The sequence below is a fragment of the Pseudomonas sp. Z8(2022) genome (assembly GCF_025837155.1).
In the GTDB taxonomy this organism is placed as follows: domain Bacteria; phylum Pseudomonadota; class Gammaproteobacteria; order Pseudomonadales; family Pseudomonadaceae; genus Aquipseudomonas.
The window spans coordinates 192,064-212,257 of record NZ_CP107549.1; the positions used below are offsets into that span (position 1 = coordinate 192,064).

Here is a 20,194-nt window from a genome sequence, read left to right on the forward strand (position 1 = left end):
GCCTGATGGGTGAGCATCGGCCGAAACCGTTCAGAAATCCAGTTAGCCGTCGCGCAGCACCTTGAGTTCGGCTTCATCGGCGGAGAAACCTCGCTCGAGCTTGAACTTGAGGCTGAGGTCGGTACGCGAGTCGGCGAACTTGAGCGCTTCGGCCAGAGTGATGCGTCCGGCTTCGAGCAGGGCGAACAGGTGTTGATCGAAGGTCTGCAGGCCCTGTTCGGAAGCCCGCGCAGTGGCCTCGCGCAGCTCCTCCAGTTCATCCCGCTGGATCAGGTCGCGGATATAGGGCGTGCCCAGCATCAGCTCCACCGCCGCCACGCGCTTCTGTTCGATGCCGGGCACCAGGCGCTGGCCGACCACCGCGAGCAGGTTGTGCGCGACGTCGGCCAGCACCTGCTTGCGGGCGTCGTCGGGGAAGAAGCGGGCGATACGTTCGATGGCGTGGCTGCTGCTTGTGGCATGCAGGGTGGCGACGCACAGATGGCCGGTTTCGGCATAGTGCAGGGCATGCTGCATGGTCGGGGCGTCGCGGATCTCGCCGAGCATGATCACGTCCGGCGCCTCGCGCAGCACGTTGCGCAGGGCGTCGTCGAAACTGTGGGTGTCGAGGCCGACCTCGCGCTGGTCGATGATCGAGCGCTGATGGCTGTGGAGAAACTCGATGGGGTCTTCGATGCAGACGATATGCCCGCTCTTGTGGCGATTGCGGAAATCCAGCATCGCCGCCAGCGTGGTGGACTTGCCCGAGCCGGCCGCGCCGGTGACCAGGATCAGCCCGCGGTCCTGCATGGCCAGTTTCTCCAGCAGCCTGGGTAGCCCAAGTGCCTCGAAGCTGGGGATCTCACTCTTGATCAGGCGTACCACCATGGCCACTTCGCCACGCTGGTAGTAGACGTTGACCCGATAACGGCCGGCACCCTGCAGGCTGACGGCCAGGTTCATCTCCAGGTCGCGTTCGAATTCGGCGATCTGCTTCTGGGTCATCAGCTGATAGGCCAGTTGCTGCACTTCCCCGGCTTTCATGATGCGCTGGCCGACCGGCTGGCTATGGCCTTCGACCTTCATGTGCGGCGGTGCGCCGACGCTGAAGAACAGATCCGAGCCGGCATGTTGGTGCATCAGCTGCAGGTAGGGGAAAACATCTGGCTGGTCGTTGGCACTGGTGTCGTTCATCGGCTTGCCGCAGGTGGTTCGTGATGTCGCAAGAATAGCTGGCGTCTAGCCAATGCTGTTGTCTCGCATCAAGAGATCGGGGCAAATGGTCGCCCCTTTGCTCTATCGCACTGGACAGCCTCGCTCGGGGGGACAAGAGTCAATGTTCAGGGACGCGAAGGCGTTTGCAAGCCAGTGAAGGGAGATTGAAGGTGGGACTTTGGGGAGTCGCTCTGCTGGGCTTGCTGCTGTGTGTCTCGGTGCGCGCCGAAGTGCTGCACCTGGCCACCGGCGACGATTATGCGCCCTTCACCGGTACCGCCCTGCCCGGTCAGGGCATGCTTACCCAGGTGGTGCGTGCGGCGCTGGCGGAGCAGGGCATGGCGATGACGCTGGACTGGCTGCCCTGGAACCGTGGTTACCTGAAAACCAGGCTCGGCGAGTACGATGCCACCTTTCCTTACGTCCGCTCGGCCGAGCGTGAGGCGGAGTTTCTCTATTCGGCCCCCATCTACCAGGCCGAGCAGTACCTCTTCAGCCGCGCGGAAGACGCCCTCGAAGTCGCTGATCTGACGGTCAAGGCTGGCCGCCGGCTCTGTCATCCGCTGGGCTGGCAGCCTGCGACTATGGTCCAGCAGCTGATCGACGACGGCATACTGGTCCGTCATTCTCCGCTGGGGCTGCGCGAGTGCGCGCAGCTATTGCTGTTGCAGCGTGACGATCTGTTCATTGCCGATCTGCAACTGGGCAACAGCGCCCTGCGTTCCACTGGCGCCGAGCCGAGCGCATTTCATCGTTCGCAGACTGCGTTTCGCGGCAATACGCTGCACTTCATCGTGCCGCGACAGCATCCGCGCGCGGCGGAACTGATCGAGCGCTTCAATCGCGGTCTCGAGGCGCTCAAGGCGCGCGGTGACTATCAGCGGCTGATCGAGCGCTACGTGGAGTAGCGCCTCGCCGCGAGTCAGGCCAGCAACATCATGATCGCTACCAGGCTACCCGCGGCCAGCAGCGTCTGCAGGGTGATGATGCCCGCCATCAGTTGACTGTCGCCGCCAAGCTGGCGGGTTAGCACGTAGGCGGTAGGGGCCGTGGGCAGGGCGAAGAACAGCACCAGAACTGCGGTTTCCATGGCCGGTAGCGCCAGAGTCCAGGCTACGCCCCAGGCCAGTAACGGCATCGCCAGCAGGCGCAATGCGCTGTTGCTGGTCAGTGCAGGAATTTCTCCACCCAGTTGTTCCGGCTTGAGTGCCGCACCGACGCAGAGCAGGCCCAGTGGCAGGCTGGCTGCGGCGAGCAGGCTGAGCAGGCGATCAGTGCCGCCCGGCAGGCCGATGCCCGTCAGGTTGAACAGTGCGCCACCGACGCAGGCGAGAATCAGCGGGTTCTTCAGGATCGGCAGCAGCAGGCTGCGTGCGCTGACACCGCGCTCGGCTGTGAGCGACCATACCGACAGCACGTTCACCGTCGGCACCATCAGGGCCAGCATCAGCGCGGCGAGCGTCAGGCCTTCCTGACCGAACAGGCTGCCGACCGCAGCCAGACCCAGGTAGGTGTTGAAGCGCAGGATGCCCTGGGTAAAGGCGCCAAAACGCCCCGCCGGCCAGCCGCGCAGGCGACGGACCAGCAGCAGCGCCAGCCAGGCGATGCCCAGGCCGAGCAGTACCGCCAGCGCCAGGCGCGGCAGCGCCGGGTTGTTCAGCGGTGCACGGGCCAGGCTGGAGAACAGCAGCGCAGGGAACAGGATGAAATAGTTGAGGCGCTCGGCGCCCGGCCAGAAAGCCTCGCTCGGGAACTCACGCAGGCGCAGCCAGTAGCCGGCAACGATCATGGCGAACAGAGGCCACAAGGCCAGCAACAGGTCTATCACGGGAACCCCCGGTGGTGGTGAGCGCTTATCTTGGTCAGCAGCGCCGGGCAATGCAAGGCGAAGGGGGCGCAAGATCGACGCGCATATGCCGGGGCAGAGTCGGAAAGACTATTGCCTGGGCTCCCGAGGCTAGGGCAGTTCCAGCCCGCCGTTGGCCTTGTGCAGCGCACGCAGGTGCTCGCCCAGCGCGACCAGGTTGGCCTCGTTGGCCTGCAGTTCGGCCAGGCGCTCGGGTTGCAGCAGCTTGCGTACCTCGCCATCGAGTTCGTCGCTGAGCTGGCGCAACTGCTGCTGCCGCTCGCGGCTGCGATCTTCCAGCCCCTGCCATTCGCTGCCTTGCGGCAGGCCGTAGCCGCCGTCGAGCAACTCAGCCGGGCGGCTGAGAAAGCCGCTGTTGGCGAGGATCTGCTCCAGCGCGGCGCCGGCCTTGTTCAGGCTCGGGTCACCGGCGGCGCGACCGGTGAGGTAGCGGCGTTTCAGTTCATCCTGGGCCAGCAGCAATTGCCGGCGCAACGCCGCCTGTTCCAGTAGCAAGAGGGCTGCGCTGGCGCGCAGATCGGCCTTGGCGAACCATTGGCTGCGAACCTGTGCGGGTTGTTCCAGCCAGGTTTCGACGCTGTTCTGGGTGATTGGCAGACGCTCGCGCAGAACGCGGAACATCGCCTGGTAGCGTTCGCGGAAGGAGTCGAAGCGATAACCCAGGCGCAGCGCCTCGCGCGGGTCGGCGAGCACGCTGGTGTCAGCCAGGCCGCGGGCATCCATCAGCTCCAGCAGGCCATTGGGCAGGATGCTGTCCAGTGCATGCAGGCGCGGGTTGGCGGTGCCGCTGCGCAGCAACTTGAGGGTTTCCACCGCGCAGTTGTTGGAAACGAAGTAGTAATCGCCGTCATAGCTCCAGTGCTGCTCGGCAGCGCGTACCACCAGCTGTTCGACCTCATCGCGCGACAGGCGCAGCGGCACCGAGGCCAGGCTGCGCAGTTCGACCTTGGTGTATTCGTCGATCACCTGCTCCAGCGGCAGGACGAACAGGCGCGAGGGATAGACGCCGGTCAGACCGTCCCAGCTCGATAGCTGCACATCGCCGACGAAGGCACGGTAGGAGAGCACCAAGTGATGGTCGAGATCCAGGCGGCAGTCCGGGCCGCGCGGCCGGTCAGGTGCGCAGACCACCAGACGCAACATGCTGTGGCCCCAGCGGCTCATCCAGGCATCGTTGGCCTCGGCGAGCAGGTAATCGACTTCGTAAACACGCTCGGGATCGAGCCGGCCCAGGGGCTGAACGGCAAAATCACGTCCGGCGTTGAGGTAGGGGTAGTCGCTGGCGCAGGGCTCACTGGGCGGCGTCCAGTCGAAGTGTTCGCGCAAGTAGCGCGCCAGTGAGGGGCGGCGGCAGGCGTAGCTGGGGTCGAGCAGAAAGTATTCGAGGTTGACCGCGACGAACTCCAGCGGATTGCTCAGTTCGTAGCTGTCCGGGCTGCGTGCGACCTGACCATTGTCCAGGTCGCGCGCGCCGCGCTGGCCGACTCGCTGCTGCCAGCCGGCCAGATCCAGCAGGCGTGGGTCGTCGCTGAGGGTGAAGCGTCGTTCGGTCTGGCCACGGCAGTCGTCGGGCAGCCCGACCAGACCCAGCACGTTGGCGCGTTGTCGACAGTGGCTGATATGGCGGCGCTCGGCTGCAGACCAGAGGCGGGCACGATCGTAGAGGTGGGTCAGCTCATGCAGCAGCGTGGCCAGCAGTTCCTGGCGCTGTGTACCGTGCGGGCGACCTGTCGGGTTGCGTGCCGCCGAGCCATCGACCAGAGCGGGCAGCAGTCCGGCATTCAGTTCGATACCGCTGAATCGCCCGACCTGGCCGTAAACCTCCGCGGGCAGCCCCCTGCGCCAGCTGACCTTTACCTCGCGATCCAGACGCTGAACGAAGCGAGGTGGCAAGGCGGCCAACGCCTCGTCCAGCAGGTTTTGGCTCGCCTGGCGCTGCGCTGCATCCAGAGCGCTGTCGTCCAGCGTCAGACGCAACTGCGCCTGGGTGGCGCCTGCGGTCAGTGCCAGCAGTGCACCGCAGCACCAGGCGAGAAGGTGGGTCACAGAGCGAGAATGGCTTCGGCCAGTTGCAGATCGCTGGCCGCCTGCGCTTCGGGCAGTTGCTGACGAATGGTCTGCAGTGCCGCTTCCAGTTGCGCGCCGCGAATCTTGCCGGCGCTGGCGACGAAGCTGGCAGCGTCGTCACGCGCCTGTACCACGGCCTTCATATCGCGCAGCGACGTGGTGGTGTCGGATGTGAAGTTGATGCTGCGATCCAGTGCGCGTACCACGATGTTGCTGGTGGCAACCACGGTTTGCGCCTGGGCGATACCGCTGAACAGGGCGCAAGCGGTGAAGGCAATGGCGAACGAACGACGCATGATAATAGGCTCCGAGAACGGCAGACGGACGGTTTGACGTAGACAGGCCGGCGCGGTTCCCCCGCGCCAGGCAGGTGGCGAAGTTTACGGGGTGCGGCGCCAGCGGTCAGCAGCGCGTCACGTGTACAGGGTTTTCACAGTGTGAGGATGGCCCTGGCCAGTGCGAGGTCATCGGCCTTGGCCAGTTCGGCGTCGTGGCCACGAATCTGCAGCAGGGCGGCTTCGAGCAGGGCGCTGCGAATGGCGCCGTCGCTGGCAACGAAGCTGGCGGCATCCTCGCGGGCTGCGCGCAACTGTTTCATGTCGCGCAACGAGCTGGTTGCGTCCGAGGTCGTCTCGGCGCTGCCGGCCAGGGCGCTGCCCAGGGTATCGGTTGTTGCGACCAGGCTGCTGGCGCAGGCGCTGCCCGCCAGCCCGAGCGATAACAGGGCTGCAACCAGGGATTTGTTCAGATGCATTGGGATAACTCCGGTGGGGCGGGTCGATGTTCTGCCTGCTCGCGAAGCTTAGCCCAACGTCCCGGGCAGCTCCATTGCAGGCCGGGGTATTGAGAGGTGTTGACAACGCGATCCATGGCCTTCTGCCGATGATGGAGAGATGGCAGTGTCTGGCCTGGCGGGCGCCAGGAGAGGGCTGATGGAAGCGGAGGGAATTGTGCAGGGCAGCAGAGGCGTTTGGGAAACTGTACCGCTCGCATGAACGATGACTGCCCCAGATAAAACGAAAGCCCCACCGCAGCAGAGACGGTGGAGCTCTCAGAAGATCCCGATTAGGGGATGGAGCAAAGCAGGGTGTTAGCGCCAGAACGGCTTACGCAGTTCGACGTAGCGCTGATTTTCGGTGATGCCGGCGTCGGCGAGCAGGCGGGCATCCAGTCGAGCCAGTTGACGACGGCTGACGATGCGACGCCGCCACATTGCGAGGGTGGCAAGCACACGGAGCGGCCAGGCGGATTTGTCGCTGGCAACGCTGTGAGTTTGAAGCAGGGCGGAACTGAGGGTACGTTCCATGGTGGTCATCCTTCCGCTTGTGGCGGGACTGGTGTTTGCTTTCGATGAGCAAATTATCCCGAGCGCTGCCGGGACTCAGTAGTCACAGCTGGATGAAATTGTTGTGCTATTAGATAGGTTGCTTTGTAACTGTTCGGTCAGGAATCGATGGAACTGTACTGGCCATAAGTGGAAAAACTGGGTGCAACCGTTTTATGCGAGATTTTTAACTGGGTGCAACCCGGTTTGTTTGGTTTTTAGAGCGGTACAGTTTGGAATTGATCGGCTGTAATAGCTGACCTGAAAATCAGATTCTTCTCCCTGTGCCATAAATGAGAAACCCGGCACGTGGCCGGGTTTCCTGTCTGGCTGGTCAGGCTTTTATTCCACTGCCTTGACCATGTCCTCGATGACCTTCTTGGCGTCGCCGAAGACCATCATGGTCTTGTCCATATAGAACAGTTCGTTGTCCAGGCCGGCGTAGCCGCTGGCCATCGAGCGCTTGTTGACGATCACGGTCTTGGCCTTGTACGCCTCGAGGATCGGCATGCCGGCGATCGGCGACTTCGGATCGTTCTTCGCGGCCGGGTTGACCACGTCGTTGGCGCCGAGCACCAGCACCACGTCGGTCTGGCCGAACTCGGAGTTGATGTCCTCCATTTCGAACACCTGCTCGTACGGTACCTCGGCCTCGGCCAGCAGCACGTTCATATGGCCCGGCATACGACCGGCCACCGGGTGGATCGCGTACTTCACGGTCACGCCACGGTGGGTCAGCTTTTCCGCCAGCTCCATCAGTGCGTGCTGGGCACGGGCTACTGCCAGACCGTAACCGGGCACGATGACCACGGTGTCGGCGTTGGTCAGGAGGAAGGCGGCGTCGTCGGAAGAGCCGGACTTCACGCTGCGCTGCTCCTGGCTGCCGCCGGCGGCACCCGCGTCGGCATCGGCGCCGAAGCCACCGAGGATGACGTTGAAGAACGAGCGGTTCATCGCCTTGCACATGATGTACGAGAGGATGGCGCCCGAAGAGCCCACCAGCGAACCGGCGACGATCAGCATCGAGTTGTTCAGCGAGAAGCCGATACCGGCGGCCGCCCAGCCCGAATAGGAGTTGAGCATCGAGACCACCACCGGCATGTCGGCACCGCCGATGGGGATGATGATCAGCACACCGATGACGAAGGCCAGGGCTACCAGTGCGGCGAAGGCGGTGATGTCGCCGGTGAAGGTGTAGTACAGGCCGAGGCCGAGAATCGCCAGGCCGATCACCAGGTTGACCAGATGCTGGCCCTTGAACACCACAGGTGCGCCCTGGAACAGGCGGAACTTGTACTTGCCCGACAGCTTGCCGAAGGCGATCACCGAACCGGAGAAGGTGATGGCGCCGATGGCTGCGCCGAGGAACAGCTCCAGGCGGTTACCGGCCGGAATCGGATCGAGCATGCTGGCGACGATGCCCAGCGACTGCGGCTCGACCACCGCGGCGATGGCGATGAACACGGCGGCCAGGCCGATCATGCTGTGCATGAAGGCGACCAGCTCCGGCATCTTGGTCATCTCGACGCGCTTGGCCATGATGGTGCCAACGCTGCCGCCGACCAGCAGGCCGACGATGACGAAGCCCAGGCCCTGAATGGCCAGCTCGCTGCCCAGCTTGTGGATCAGGCCTACGGTGGTCAGTACGGCGATGGCCATGCCGACCATGCCGAACAGGTTGCCGCGCCGCGACGTGGTCGGGTGCGACAGGCCCTTGAGCGCCTGGATGAAGCACACCGAGGCGACGAGGTAGAGAACAGTGATCAGGTTCATGCTCATGGTCAGTGCTTCTCCGCCTGCGCTTTCGGCGCCTTCTTCTTGAACATTTCCAGCATGCGTCGGGTGACCAGGAAACCACCGAACACGTTGACCGCGGCCAGTGCCACGGCCAGGGTGCCCATGGCCTTGCCCAGCGGGGTGACGGTCAGCGCGGCGGCCAGCATGGCGCCGACGATGACGATGGCGGAAATCGCGTTGGTCACGGCCATCAGCGGCGTGTGCAGGGCCGGGGTGACGTTCCACACCACGTGGTAGCCGACATAGATGGCCAGCACGAAGATGATCAGGTTGTAGATGCCGTCGGAAATCAGATCCATGTCCCTACTCCTTAGCCGTTCTTGCGCACGACTTCGCCGGCGTTGCACATCAGGCAGGCCGCGACGATGTCGTCTTCGAGGTTGAGCTGGAACTGGCCTTCCTTGTCGATCACGAGCTTGAGGAAGTCCAGCAGGTTGCGTGCGTAAAGCGCGGAAGCATCCGCCGGCACCAGTGCGGCCAGGTTGGTGTGGCCGACGATGGTCACGCCGTGCTTGACCACCACCTGATCCGCCTCGGTCAGCGGGCAGTTGCCGCCCTGGGCGGCCGCCAGGTCGATGACCACCGAGCCCGGCTTCATTTCCGCAACGGTGGCCTCGTGCAGCAGCGTCGGCGCCTTGCGGCCCGGGATCAGCGCAGTGGTGATGACGATATCGGCCTGCTTGGCGCGCTCGTGCACGGCCTTGGCCTGGCGCTCCATCCACGAGGCCGGCATCGGCCGGGCATAGCCGCCAACGCCCTGTGCGCATTCGCGCTCTTCATCGGTCTCGAACGGCACGTCGACGAACTTGGCGCCGAGCGACTCGATCTGCTCCTTCACCGCCGGACGCACGTCGGAGGCCTCGATCACCGCACCCAGGCGCTTGGCGGTGGCGATGGCCTGCAGACCCGCAACACCTGCACCAAGGATCAGGATGCGCGCGGCCTTTACGGTGCCGGCAGCGGTCATCAGCATCGGCATGAAGCGCGGGTAGTGGTGCGCAGCCAGCAACACGGCCTTGTAGCCGGCGATGTTGGCCTGCGAACTCAGCACGTCCAGGCTCTGCGCACGGGAGGTACGCGGCGCGGCCTCCAGAGCGAAGGCGGTAATGCCACGGGCGTTCATGCGCGCGATGGTCTCGTTGCAGAACGGGTTGAGCATGCCCACCAACACGGCGCCGGCCTTCATGTGGGCAAGCTCGGCTTCGGTTGGTGCGACCACCTTCAGCACGAGGTCGGCGCCGAATGCGTCGGACTCATTGCCAATGGTCGCGCCAGCGGCCTGGTAAGCGCTGTCCGGAATGCTGGCGCTGATGCCGGCTCCAGCCTGTACGGTTACCTGATGACCTTGGCCGACCAGCTTCTTGATGGTCTCTGGGGTCGCGGCAACCCGCGTCTCCCCGGCATGGGTTTCGAGAGGAACACCGATGTGCACTTCTAATCTCCTGCGTGATCTTTTTGGTGAACCGGTGCACTGCGCTGGCACGCCGGCGATTGGGGATCAGCACATAACCCGCCGGAAGCGGCGAGCGCGGCGATTGTGCAATCGAACGTAACCCCTTACAAGAAGTTATGGAGCAAAAAAAATGGATTACTACAAGTAATAGGTCCATGAGGGATTTTTATATGGCGCGCAGGCCGCGCCATTCCTGATCAGACGCAGATCTGACAAGCCTTGCGCAGTCTTTCTACCATTCAGAAAGCGAATGACCGTTGGTCGCATTGGCCATTGTGTGAAAAGTGGCGAACACCACCGTTCAAAATAGTGGAATAGCCCGAAAGTACTGGCCTCGGTGCGAATGGATTCAAATATGGTCTTGTAGTGTGACTGATTTACCGCTACTCGTATTGCATTCGGTCGTGTTCGTCGATGTTGAGTGAATCAGGGTCGCTGCACGAGAATTATTCCTGCCGATAGCTGGCGGCCTGTGCGAGCAGCCAGTCGCGGAAGGCTTTGAGTGCCGAGGATTCAGCCTTGCGCTCGGGCACCATCAGGTAATAGGCGCGATCGTTGTTGGGCACGCTCCGATCGAGCGCGATGACCAGGCTGCCATCCTTCAATTCGCGCTGAATCAGAAATGGCGGGATGAGGGCGACACCCATTTCATGCTGCGCCGCCTGGGCCAACATGGAGAACAGCTCCAGTCGTGGGCCGGTCATGTCGCGGGCCACGCTCATGCCCTGGGCGGCAAACCACTGGCGCCAGGCGTAGGGGCGAGTGGTCTGCTGCAGTAAGGGCAGCGCAGCGATGCGCTCGGCATTCACCGGGGCGTCGCCGAGCAGCGCCGGGCTGCAGACCGGCAGCAGGTGTTCATGCATCAGGAAGTGCGCCTGTGTACCCGACCACTCGGCATCCCCGTAATAGATGGCGGCGTCGAAGTGGGTGTCGGCAAACAGGAATGGGCGCGTGCGGTTGGTCAGGTGGACCGTCACCTCCGGGTGCAGTTGTTGGAAGGCACGCAGGCGTGGCAGCAGCCACTGGGTGCCGAAGGTCGGGACCACGGCCAGCTCGATGCTGGTAGTACCCCGGTTACCCATCAGTGCCAGGGTGTCGCGCTCCACTGCATCGAGCTGCGCCGCGACCTTGCGGGCGTAGGCAATGCCGGCCTCGGTCAGCACTACGCCGCGTCTTGAGCGGCGAAACAGTTCGACATTGAGAAAGCTTTCCAGCCCGCCGATCTGCCGGCAGATCGCGCTCTGCGTAAGGCTCAGCTCCTCTGCAGCCTTGGTGAAACTCTGATGGCGAGCGGCCGACTCGAAGGCGACCAGTGCGGCAGTGCTGGGAATCTTGCGACGCATTTATGCGAAAGCCTCACTCATAAGCGACTTATTTGGCTGATTAAGCTATCTCGAAGTGAGTAAAAAGCACAGGACTGTGCGAAATCTGCGTTTGTCGTTCACGCCGAGCCGGCCTAGGATCAATGCCATTCAGGGTCGGCAGAAGCCGGCCGCTCACTTCACTGCTTCGAGGTTTCTCGCGATGGCCAAGGCAAGCTTCAACTGGATCGACCCGCTGCTGCTGGATCAGCAACTGACTGAAGAAGAGCGCATGGTGCGTGACAGTGCGCAGCAGTTTGCCAATGACAAGCTGGCTCCGCGCGTGCTGGAAGCTTTCCGCCATGAGCAGACCGACCCGAAGATCTTCCGCGAGATGGGCGAAACCGGCCTGCTCGGTGCGACCATTCCTGAAGCATACGGCGGCAGTGGTCTGAACTACGTTTGCTACGGTCTGATTGCCCGTGAGGTGGAGCGTATCGACTCCGGCTACCGTTCGATGATGAGCGTGCAGTCTTCTCTGGTGATGGTGCCAATCAACGAATTCGGCAATGAGGCGACCAAGCAGAAGTACCTGCCCAAGCTGGCCAGTGGCGAATACATCGGTTGCTTCGGTCTGACCGAGCCGAACCACGGTTCCGATCCGGGCTCCATGGTGACGCGCGCCAAGAAGGTCGAGGGCGGCTACCGCCTGACCGGCAGCAAGATGTGGATCACCAACAGCCCGATCGCCGACGTCTTCGTGGTCTGGGCCAAGGACGATGTTGGCGAGATTCGCGGTTTTGTGCTGGAAAAGGGCTGGGAAGGACTTTCCGCCCCGGCCATCCATGGCAAGGTCGGCCTGCGCGCCTCGATCACCGGCGAGATCGTCATGGACAACGTATTCTGCCCGGAAGAGAACGCCTTCCCGGATGTGCGCGGCCTGCGTGGTCCGTTCACCTGTCTGAACTCCGCTCGCTATGGCATCAGCTGGGGTGCGCTGGGCGCCGCCGAGTTCTGCTGGCATACCGCGCGCCAGTACGTGCTGGACCGCAACCAGTTCGGCCGGCCGCTGGCGGCCAATCAGCTGATCCAGAAGAAACTGGCCGACATGCAGACCGAGATCACCCTGGCGCTGCAAGGCTGCCTGCGCCTCGGCCGTATGAAGGACGAAGGCACCGCCGCCGTGGAAATCACCTCGATCATGAAGCGCAACAGCTGCGGCAAGGCGCTGGATATCGCACGCATGGCGCGTGACATGCTGGGTGGCAATGGCATCAGCGACGAGTTCGGCATCGCCCGCCATCTGGTTAACCTCGAAGTGGTCAACACTTATGAGGGCACGCATGACGTGCATGCGCTGATCCTCGGTCGTGCGCAGACCGGCATTCAGGCGTTCTTCTAACGCACGCAGCCCTCAACGATCCCCGGTGCGCGTGGCGCACCCTACGGAGAAGTCTCATGTCCGGTGCTCTGTCTCATATCCGCGTGCTCGATCTGTCGCGCGTACTGGCCGGCCCCTGGTGCGGGCAGATCCTGGGCGACCTCGGCGCCGAGGTGATCAAGGTCGAGCGTCCGGGCAGTGGAGATGACACCCGGCATTGGGGCCCTCCTTATATAAAGGACGCTGAGGGCAATGATTCGCGTGAGGCGGCCTACTTTCAGAGCGCCAATCGCAACAAGCAGTCGCTGACTCTGGATTTCACCAAGCCCGAGGGGCAGCGCCTGGTGCGTGAGCTGGTCGCACAGTGCGATGTGTTGCTGGAGAACTTCAAGGTCGGCGGGTTGGCAGCCTACGGACTGGATTATGAATCGCTGAAAGCGATCAACCCGCGGCTGATCTACTGCTCCATCACCGGATTCGGTCAGACCGGCCCCTATGCCAGGCGTGCCGGCTACGACTTCATGATCCAGGGGCTCGGTGGTCTGATGAGTCTGACCGGGCGTCCGGAGGGTGAAGAGGGCGCCGGTCCGATGAAGGTGGGGGTGGCATTGACCGATATCCTCACCGGTCTTTATGCCACCGTAGGCGTGTTGGCGGCGTTGAATCAGCGCGATCAGTCGGGTATCGGCCAGCATATAGATGTGGCGTTGCTCGATGTACAGGTCGCCTGCCTGGCCAACCAGGCCATGAACTATCTGTCTACCGGTGTATCGCCCAAGCGTCTGGGTAATGCACACCCCAACATCGTCCCCTATCAGGACTTCCCCAGCGCTGATGGCAACTTCATCCTGGCGGTGGGTAACGACGGTCAGTTCCGCAAGTTCTGTGAGGTCGCGGGTATTGCGCAGCTTGCAGATGATCCGCGCTTTGCCAGCAACAAGGCGCGGGTGGCGCATCGTGCCGAACTGATTCCGCTGCTGCGCCAGGCCACGGTGTTCAAGACCACGGCCCAGTGGATCGAATTGCTGGAGAAGGCCGGCGTGCCCTGCGGCCCTATCAACGACCTGGAGCAGGTATTCGCCGATCCGCAGGTCAAGGCCCGTGGTCTGCGCCTGGAATTGCCCAATGCCATGGGTAGCTCCACACCGCAGGTAGCCAGCCCGCTGCGCCTTTCGGTCACGCCGGTGGACTATCGCTCGGCGCCCCCTTTGCTGGGCCAGCATACCGAGTCGCTGCTGCAGGGGCTGCTCGGCCTGAACGAGGAACAGGTAACTGCGCTGCGCGAGGCCGGGGTGGTCTGAGTCGAATCTGCTGTTTAGGGCTGCAAGCACAGCGACTTCGACTTGTTCTGACCGTTCGCTCAGATATTTTTGGTTTTTTCCGCTTTTGGGGTTTACAGGCGTCCGGGGTGATGTAGAATGCGCGCCTCGCTGAGACGAACAGGGTTCGACGAGGCGCTAAGTTGTTGAAATAGAAAGAAATTTCTTAAAAACAACTTGACGAAGTAAAGAGATGCTGTAGAATGCGCGCCTCACCGAAGCGGAAGAAATGAAGCCGAGGTTGTTGCAAGTCGTTGAGTAGAAAGAAAAAATTCTTCGAAAAACAGCTTGACAGATTGAGAGGCTGCTGTAGAATGCGCGGCCTCGGTTGAGACGAAAGGCTTGACCAACTGCTCTTTAACAACTGAATCAAGCAATTCGTGTGGGTGCTTGTGAGGTAAGACTGATAGTCGACTGATTATCAGCATCACAAGTAACACTCGTGAATTCGAGAGTTTATTTGCGATTGCTGAGCCAAGTTTAGGGTTTTCTCAAAACCCAAGCAGTATTGAACTGAAGAGTTTGATCATGGCTCAGATTGAACGCTGGCGGCAGGCCTAACACATGCAAGTCGAGCGGATGAAGGGAGCTTGCTCCTGGATTTAGCGGCGGACGGGTGAGTAATGCCTAGGAATCTGCCTGGTAGTGGGGGATAACGTTCCGAAAGGAACGCTAATACCGCGTACGTCCTACGGGAGAAAGCAGGGGACCTTCGGGCCTTGCGCTATCAGATGAGCCTAGGTCGGATTAGCTAGTTGGTGAGGTAATGGCTCACCAAGGCGACGATCCGTAACTGGTCTGAGAGGATGATCAGTCACACTGGAACTGAGACACGGTCCAGACTCCTACGGGAGGCAGCAGTGGGGAATATTGGACAATGGGCGAAAGCCTGATCCAGCCATGCCGCGTGTGTGAAGAAGGTCTTCGGATTGTAAAGCACTTTAAGTTGGGAGGAAGGGTTGTACGTTAATACCGTGCAATTTTGACGTTACCGACAGAATAAGCACCGGCTAACTTCGTGCCAGCAGCCGCGGTAATACGAAGGGTGCAAGCGTTAATCGGAATTACTGGGCGTAAAGCGCGCGTAGGTGGTTCAGTAAGTTGGAAGTGAAATCCCCGGGCTCAACCTGGGAACTGCTTTCAAAACTGCTGAGCTAGAGTACGGTAGAGGGTAGTGGAATTTCCTGTGTAGCGGTGAAATGCGTAGATATAGGAAGGAACACCAGTGGCGAAGGCGACTACCTGGACTGATACTGACACTGAGGTGCGAAAGCGTGGGGAGCAAACAGGATTAGATACCCTGGTAGTCCACGCCGTAAACGATGTCAACTAGCCGTTGGGATCCTTGAGATCTTAGTGGCGCAGCTAACGCATTAAGTTGACCGCCTGGGGAGTACGGCCGCAAGGTTAAAACTCAAATGAATTGACGGGGGCCCGCACAAGCGGTGGAGCATGTGGTTTAATTCGAAGCAACGCGAAGAACCTTACCTGGCCTTGACATGCTGAGAACTTTCCAGAGATGGATTGGTGCCTTCGGGAGCTCAGACACAGGTGCTGCATGGCTGTCGTCAGCTCGTGTCGTGAGATGTTGGGTTAAGTCCCGTAACGAGCGCAACCCTTGTCCTTAGTTACCAGCACCTCGGGTGGGCACTCTAAGGAGACTGCCGGTGACAAACCGGAGGAAGGTGGGGATGACGTCAAGTCATCATGGCCCTTACGGCCAGGGCTACACACGTGCTACAATGGTCGGTACAAAGGGTTGCCAAGCCGCGAGGTGGAGCTAATCCCATAAAACCGATCGTAGTCCGGATCGCAGTCTGCAACTCGACTGCGTGAAGTCGGAATCGCTAGTAATCGTGAATCAGAATGTCACGGTGAATACGTTCCCGGGCCTTGTACACACCGCCCGTCACACCATGGGAGTGGGTTGCTCCAGAAGTAGCTAGTCTAACCTTCGGGGGGACGGTTACCACGGAGTGATTCATGACTGGGGTGAAGTCGTAACAAGGTAGCCGTAGGGGAACCTGCGGCTGGATCACCTCCTTAATCGAAGACATCAGCTTCTTCATAAGTTCCCACACGAATTGCTTGATTCACTGTAGAAGACGATGCTGTAACGCGGCGACCCTGTTATAGGTCTGTAGCTCAGTTGGTTAGAGCGCACCCCTGATAAGGGTGAGGTCGGCAGTTCAAATCTGCCCAGACCTACCAATTCAGGTGCAGATGCTTACGGGGCCATAGCTCAGCTGGGAGAGCGCCTGCTTTGCACGCAGGAGGTCAGCGGTTCGATCCCGCTTGGCTCCACCATTACAGCATGATCGTAGAGAGTTCAGAAATGAGCGCTTCAGGGTTGCCTGTTGAGTGCTGATTTCTGGTCTTTTGACCGGTACTCGTTCTTTAAAAATTTGGATATGTGATAGAAGTGACTAACGACGTGTTTCACTGCACGTTGTTAATCAAGGCAAAATTTGTAGTTCTCAAGACGCAAATTTTCGGCGAATGTCGTCTTCACGATTGAGACAGTAACCAGATTGCTTGGGGTTATATGGTCAAGTGAAGAAGCGCATACGGTGGATGCCTTGGCAGTCAGAGGCGATGAAAGACGTGGTAGCCTGCGAAAAGCTTTGGGGAGTCGGCAAACAGACTGTGATCCAGAGATCTCTGAATGGGGGAACCCACCTAGGATAACCTAGGTATCTTGTACTGAATCCATAGGTGCAAGAGGCGAACCAGGGGAACTGAAACATCTAAGTACCCTGAGGAAAAGAAATCAACCGAGATTCCCTAAGTAGTGGCGAGCGAACGGGGACTAGCCCTTAAGTTGATTTGAGTGTAGTGGAAGGCTCTGGAAAGTGCCGCCGTAGTGGGTGATAGCCCCGTACACGAAACGCTCTTATCAATGAAATCGAGTAGGACGGGGCACGAGAAACCTTGTCTGAACATGGGGGGACCATCCTCCAAGGCTAAATACTACTGACTGACCGATAGTGAACCAGTACCGTGAGGGAAAGGCGAAAAGAACCCCGGAGAGGGGAGTGAAATAGAACCTGAAACCGTATGCGTACAAGCAGTGGGAGCCCACTTTGTTGGGTGACTGCGTACCTTTTGTATAATGGGTCAGCGACTTATATTCAGTGGCGAGCTTAACCGAATAGGGGAGGCGTAGCGAAAGCGAGTCTTAATAGGGCGCTTTAGTCGCTGGGTATAGACCCGAAACCGGGCGATCTATCCATGGGCAGGTTGAAGGTTAGGTAACACTGACTGGAGGACCGAACCGACTACCGTTGAAAAGTTAGCGGATGACCTGTGGATCGGAGTGAAAGGCTAATCAAGCTCGGAGATAGCTGGTTCTCCTCGAAAGCTATTTAGGTAGCGCCTCGTGTATCACTGCTGGGGGTAGAGCACTGTTTCGGCTAGGGGGTCATCCCGACTTACCAAACCGATGCAAACTCCGAATACCAGCAAGTGTCAGCACGGGAGACACACGGCGGGTGCTAACGTCCGTCGTGAAAAGGGAAACAACCCAGACCGTCAGCTAAGGTCCCAAAGTTATGGTTAAGTGGGAAACGATGTGGGAAGGCTTAGACAGCTAGGAGGTTGGCTTAGAAGCAGCCATCCTTTAAAGAAAGCGTAATAGCTCACTAGTCGAGTCGGCCTGCGCGGAAGATGTAACGGGGCTCAAACCATACACCGAAGCTACGGGTTCACACTTTGTGTGAGCGGTAGAGGAGCGTTCTGTAAGCCTGTGAAGGTGAGTTGAGAAGCTTGCTGGAGGTATCAGAAGTGCGAATGCTGACATGAGTAACGACAATGCGAGTGAAAAACTCGCACGCCGAAAGACCAAGGTTTCCTGCGCAACGTTAATCGACGCAGGGTTAGTCGGCCCCTAAGGCGAGGCAGAAATGCGTAGTCGATGGGAAACGGGTTAATATTCCCGTACTTCTAGTTACTGCGATGGAGGGACGGAGAAGGCTAGGCCAGCACGGCGTTGGTTGTCCGTGTTTAAGGTTGTAGGCTGGTTTCTTAGGTAAATCCGGGAGATCAAGGCCGAGAGCTGATGACGAGCGTTCTTTTAGAATGCGAAGTGGTTGATGCCATGCTTCCAGGAAAAGCTTCTAAGCTTCAGGTAACTAGGAACCGTACCCCAAACCGACACAGGTGGTTAGGTAGAGAATACCAAGGCGCTTGAGAGAACTCGGGTGAAGGAACTAGGCAAAATGGCACCGTAACTTCGGGAGAAGGTGCGCCGGTGAGGGTGAAGTATTTACTACGTAAGCCCATGCCGGTCGAAGATACCAGGCCGCTGCGACTGTTTATTAAAAACACAGCACTCTGCAAACACGAAAGTGGACGTATAGGGTGTGACGCCTGCCCGGTGCCGGAAGGTTAATTGATGGGGTTAGCGCAAGCGAAGCTCTTGATCGAAGCCCCGGTAAACGGCGGCCGTAACTATAACGGTCCTAAGGTAGCGAAATTCCTTGTCGGGTAAGTTCCGACCTGCACGAATGGCGTAACGATGGCGGCGCTGTCTCCACCCGAGACTCAGTGAAATTGAAATCGCTGTGAAGATGCAGTGTATCCGCGGCTAGACGGAAAGACCCCGTGAACCTTTACTATAGCTTTGCACTGGACTTTGAGCTTGCTTGTGTAGGATAGGTGGGAGGCTTTGAAGTGGGGACGCCAGTTCTCATGGAGCCATCCTTGAAATACCACCCTGGCAACCTTGAGGTTCTAACTCTGGTCCGTCATCCGGATCGAGGACAGTGTATGGTGGGTAGTTTGACTGGGGCGGTCTCCTCCCAAAGAGTAACGGAGGAGTACGAAGGTGCGCTCAGACCGGTCGGAAATCGGTCGTAGAGTATAAAGGCAAAAGCGCGCTTGACTGCGAGACAGACACGTCGAGCAGGTACGAAAGTAGGTCTTAGTGATCCGGTGGTTCTGTATGGAAGGGCCATCGCTCAACGGATAAAAGGTACTCCGGGGATAACAGGCTGATACCGCCCAAGAGTTCATATCGACGGCGGTGTTTGGCACCTCGATGTCGGCTCATCACATCCTGGGGCTGAAGCCGGTCCCAAGGGTATGGCTGTTCGCCATTTAAAGTGGTACGCGAGCTGGGTTTAGAACGTCGTGAGACAGTTCGGTCCCTATCTGCCGTGGACGTTTGAGATTTGAGAGGGGCTGACCTTAGTACGAGAGGACCGGGTTGGACGAACCTCTGGTGTTCCGGTTGTCACGCCAGTGGCATTGCCGGGTAGCTATGTTCGGAAGAGATAACCGCTGAAAGCATCTAAGCGGGAAACTTGCCTCAAGATGAGATCTCACTGGAGCCTTGAGCTCCCTAAAGGGCCGTCGAAGACTACGACGTTGATAGGTTGGGTGTGTAAGCGCTGTGAGGCGTTGAGCTAACCAATACTAATTGCCCGTGAGGCTTGACCATATAACACCCAAACAATCTGCCCTCAAAGCAGAGGGTGTCGATGGTGAAGTCGACAGAAAGCCGAAAATTTGCGAGAGCTACAAGCCTCTATCACGTATCCAAGGGATAGCGTCCATGACGACATCCCAACCGAATTGCTTGACGACCATAGAGCGTTGGAACCACCTGATCCCATCCCGAACTCAGAAGTGAAACGACGCATCGCCGATGGTAGTGTGGTGCTTCACCATGTGAGAGTAGGTCATCGTCAAGCTCCTATACGAAACCCCAGATCTCCAAAGAGGTCTGGGGTTTCTTCTTTTCCGCGCCGAAAAAACCGGCGCATGCAGCACTGTCTACGGAGAGGCGCGTTGCCAGGCGTCAACGAAAAGGCCACCGCGAGGGTGGCCTTTTGCGTCTCTGGGCGCGGTCAGTCGCCGCGTTATTCGCAGCCACTGGTGCAGTTTCGTGGATGCGTACGCGGGACAACGCCGGGGCCATTTGGGGTGCAACGTCACTTGGGGCATGATGTCTCGAATCTGAGCTTAACTCTTCGCACATCATGGTCGCCTTGGTGTGTTGAGTCACAGGCTATCAATGCGTGATTTAGCTTCGAATGATCCCGATTGATAACACATGATTCTCGCGATCCCAGCAGACCTGGCGAGCACTAAGGCATTCTCCCTATGCGTCAATCGAGTCGTATCACCTTCCGTTCCACCTTCCGCATCAAGATCAGCGATCGGGAAAGCGACGCTCTGATCGGTTATGCCGGCGATGTTTCCGAATGTGGAATGAAGCTGCTGACCGATGCCCCGGTAGAGCCGGGAGCCGAGCTGAAGCTGCGCGTGCGTATGCGTGACCGCCAGGGTGAAATGCGTCAGGTGGATGTGAACATGACTTGTCAGTGGTCGCAGGAGAATACCCGTACGGGCTTTTTCGAGGCAGGGCTGGCCTTGCAAGGCGACTCGGCCGAGTACGTCCGGCTGATCGAGAGCATGCGCAAGGTGCGTGAGGAGAAGGTTTAGGTCGGGCTTACGCGGTGTTGCAGTAATAGTGCGTAGCTGCTGCT

General features: G+C 59.7%; 14 protein-coding genes, 2 tRNA genes and 3 rRNA genes. 9 read left to right on the forward strand and 10 right to left on the reverse strand.

The window, feature by feature from the left end:
- Positions 1–42 precede the first annotated feature (42 nt).
- On the reverse strand, positions 43–1,173 hold the full coding sequence (locus tag OEG79_RS00825; protein WP_264147012.1) for a PilT/PilU family type 4a pilus ATPase: 1,131 nt from the start codon (positions 1,171–1,173) through the stop codon (positions 43–45).
- Between the two features lie 191 nt (positions 1,174–1,364).
- Between OEG79_RS00825 and OEG79_RS00830 the strand changes: the two genes are divergently transcribed.
- The gene (locus OEG79_RS00830) at positions 1,365–2,102 is read left to right on the forward strand and encodes a substrate-binding periplasmic protein (RefSeq protein WP_264147013.1); all 738 of its coding nucleotides are present in this window, start codon (positions 1,365–1,367) and stop codon (positions 2,100–2,102) included.
- Positions 2,103–2,116: 14 nt separating this feature from the next.
- Here the strand turns inward: OEG79_RS00830 and OEG79_RS00835 are convergent, their stop codons facing one another.
- The 9 genes from OEG79_RS00835 to OEG79_RS00875 form a co-directional block, all read right to left on the reverse strand.
- Positions 2,117–2,983, reverse strand: coding sequence for an AEC family transporter (locus OEG79_RS00835; protein ID WP_264148764.1), 867 nt, complete (start codon positions 2,981–2,983; stop codon positions 2,117–2,119).
- Positions 2,984–3,151: 168 nt separating this feature from the next.
- Entirely contained in the window at positions 3,152–5,107 is a 1,956-nt protein-coding gene (locus OEG79_RS00840; protein ID WP_264147014.1) for a DUF4105 domain-containing protein, read from the reverse strand.
- Positions 5,104–5,424, reverse strand: coding sequence for a DUF2388 domain-containing protein (locus OEG79_RS00845; protein ID WP_264147015.1), 321 nt, complete (start codon positions 5,422–5,424; stop codon positions 5,104–5,106). The genes OEG79_RS00840 and OEG79_RS00845 overlap by 4 nt, the downstream gene beginning before the upstream one ends.
- A 134-nt stretch (positions 5,425–5,558) precedes the next feature.
- Positions 5,559–5,882 carry a DUF2388 domain-containing protein gene (locus OEG79_RS00850; protein WP_264147016.1) on the reverse strand — a complete coding sequence of 108 codons (324 nt, stop codon included), beginning with the start codon at positions 5,880–5,882 and terminating at the stop codon, positions 5,559–5,561.
- Between the two features lie 336 nt (positions 5,883–6,218).
- Positions 6,219–6,434 (reverse strand): DUF1127 domain-containing protein, encoded by a 216-nt coding sequence (locus OEG79_RS00855; protein ID WP_264147017.1) that lies wholly within the window; start codon positions 6,432–6,434, stop codon positions 6,219–6,221.
- A 360-nt stretch (positions 6,435–6,794) separates the two neighbouring features.
- A complete protein-coding gene (locus OEG79_RS00860) occupies positions 6,795–8,231 on the reverse strand; it encodes an NAD(P)(+) transhydrogenase (Re/Si-specific) subunit beta (RefSeq protein ID WP_264147018.1) in 1,437 nt (478 codons plus the stop codon).
- A gap of 2 nt (positions 8,232–8,233) precedes the next feature.
- A complete protein-coding gene (locus OEG79_RS00865; protein ID WP_016490057.1) occupies positions 8,234–8,548 on the reverse strand; it encodes an NAD(P) transhydrogenase subunit alpha in 315 nt (104 codons plus the stop codon).
- An 11-nt stretch (positions 8,549–8,559) separates the two neighbouring features.
- Positions 8,560–9,681 carry a Re/Si-specific NAD(P)(+) transhydrogenase subunit alpha gene (locus OEG79_RS00870; protein WP_264147019.1) on the reverse strand — a complete coding sequence of 374 codons (1,122 nt, stop codon included), beginning with the start codon at positions 9,679–9,681 and terminating at the stop codon, positions 8,560–8,562.
- Between the two features lie 467 nt (positions 9,682–10,148).
- Positions 10,149–11,045 (reverse strand): LysR family transcriptional regulator, encoded by an 897-nt coding sequence (locus tag OEG79_RS00875; protein ID WP_264147020.1) that lies wholly within the window; start codon positions 11,043–11,045, stop codon positions 10,149–10,151.
- Between the two features lie 181 nt (positions 11,046–11,226).
- Between OEG79_RS00875 and OEG79_RS00880 the strand changes: the two genes are divergently transcribed.
- The 8 genes from OEG79_RS00880 to OEG79_RS00915 all read left to right on the forward strand — a co-directional run bounded on the left by OEG79_RS00880 (position 11,227) and on the right by OEG79_RS00915 (position 20,150).
- Positions 11,227–12,405 carry an acyl-CoA dehydrogenase gene (locus OEG79_RS00880; protein ID WP_264147021.1) on the forward strand — a complete coding sequence of 393 codons (1,179 nt, stop codon included), beginning with the start codon at positions 11,227–11,229 and terminating at the stop codon, positions 12,403–12,405.
- Between the two features lie 56 nt (positions 12,406–12,461).
- On the forward strand, positions 12,462–13,685 hold the full coding sequence (locus OEG79_RS00885) for a CaiB/BaiF CoA transferase family protein (protein ID WP_264147022.1): 1,224 nt from the start codon (positions 12,462–12,464) through the stop codon (positions 13,683–13,685).
- A gap of 528 nt (positions 13,686–14,213) precedes the next feature.
- Positions 14,214–15,749, forward strand: a 16S ribosomal RNA gene (locus OEG79_RS00890).
- Positions 15,750–15,837: 88 nt separating this feature from the next.
- A tRNA-Ile gene (locus tag OEG79_RS00895) sits at positions 15,838–15,914 on the forward strand.
- Between the two features lie 20 nt (positions 15,915–15,934).
- Positions 15,935–16,010: transfer RNA gene (locus tag OEG79_RS00900), tRNA-Ala, on the forward strand.
- Positions 16,011–16,250: 240 nt separating this feature from the next.
- A 23S ribosomal RNA gene (locus tag OEG79_RS00905) occupies positions 16,251–19,143 on the forward strand.
- 137 nt (positions 19,144–19,280) lie between these two features.
- Positions 19,281–19,396: ribosomal RNA gene (gene rrf, locus OEG79_RS00910) — 5S ribosomal RNA — on the forward strand.
- Together the 16S, 23S and 5S rRNA genes with 2 tRNA genes alongside form the textbook arrangement of a ribosomal RNA operon.
- Positions 19,397–19,808: 412 nt before the next feature.
- Positions 19,809–20,150 carry a PilZ domain-containing protein gene (locus OEG79_RS00915; RefSeq protein ID WP_264147023.1) on the forward strand — a complete coding sequence of 114 codons (342 nt, stop codon included), beginning with the start codon at positions 19,809–19,811 and terminating at the stop codon, positions 20,148–20,150.
- Positions 20,151–20,194: the final 44 nt, after the last annotated feature.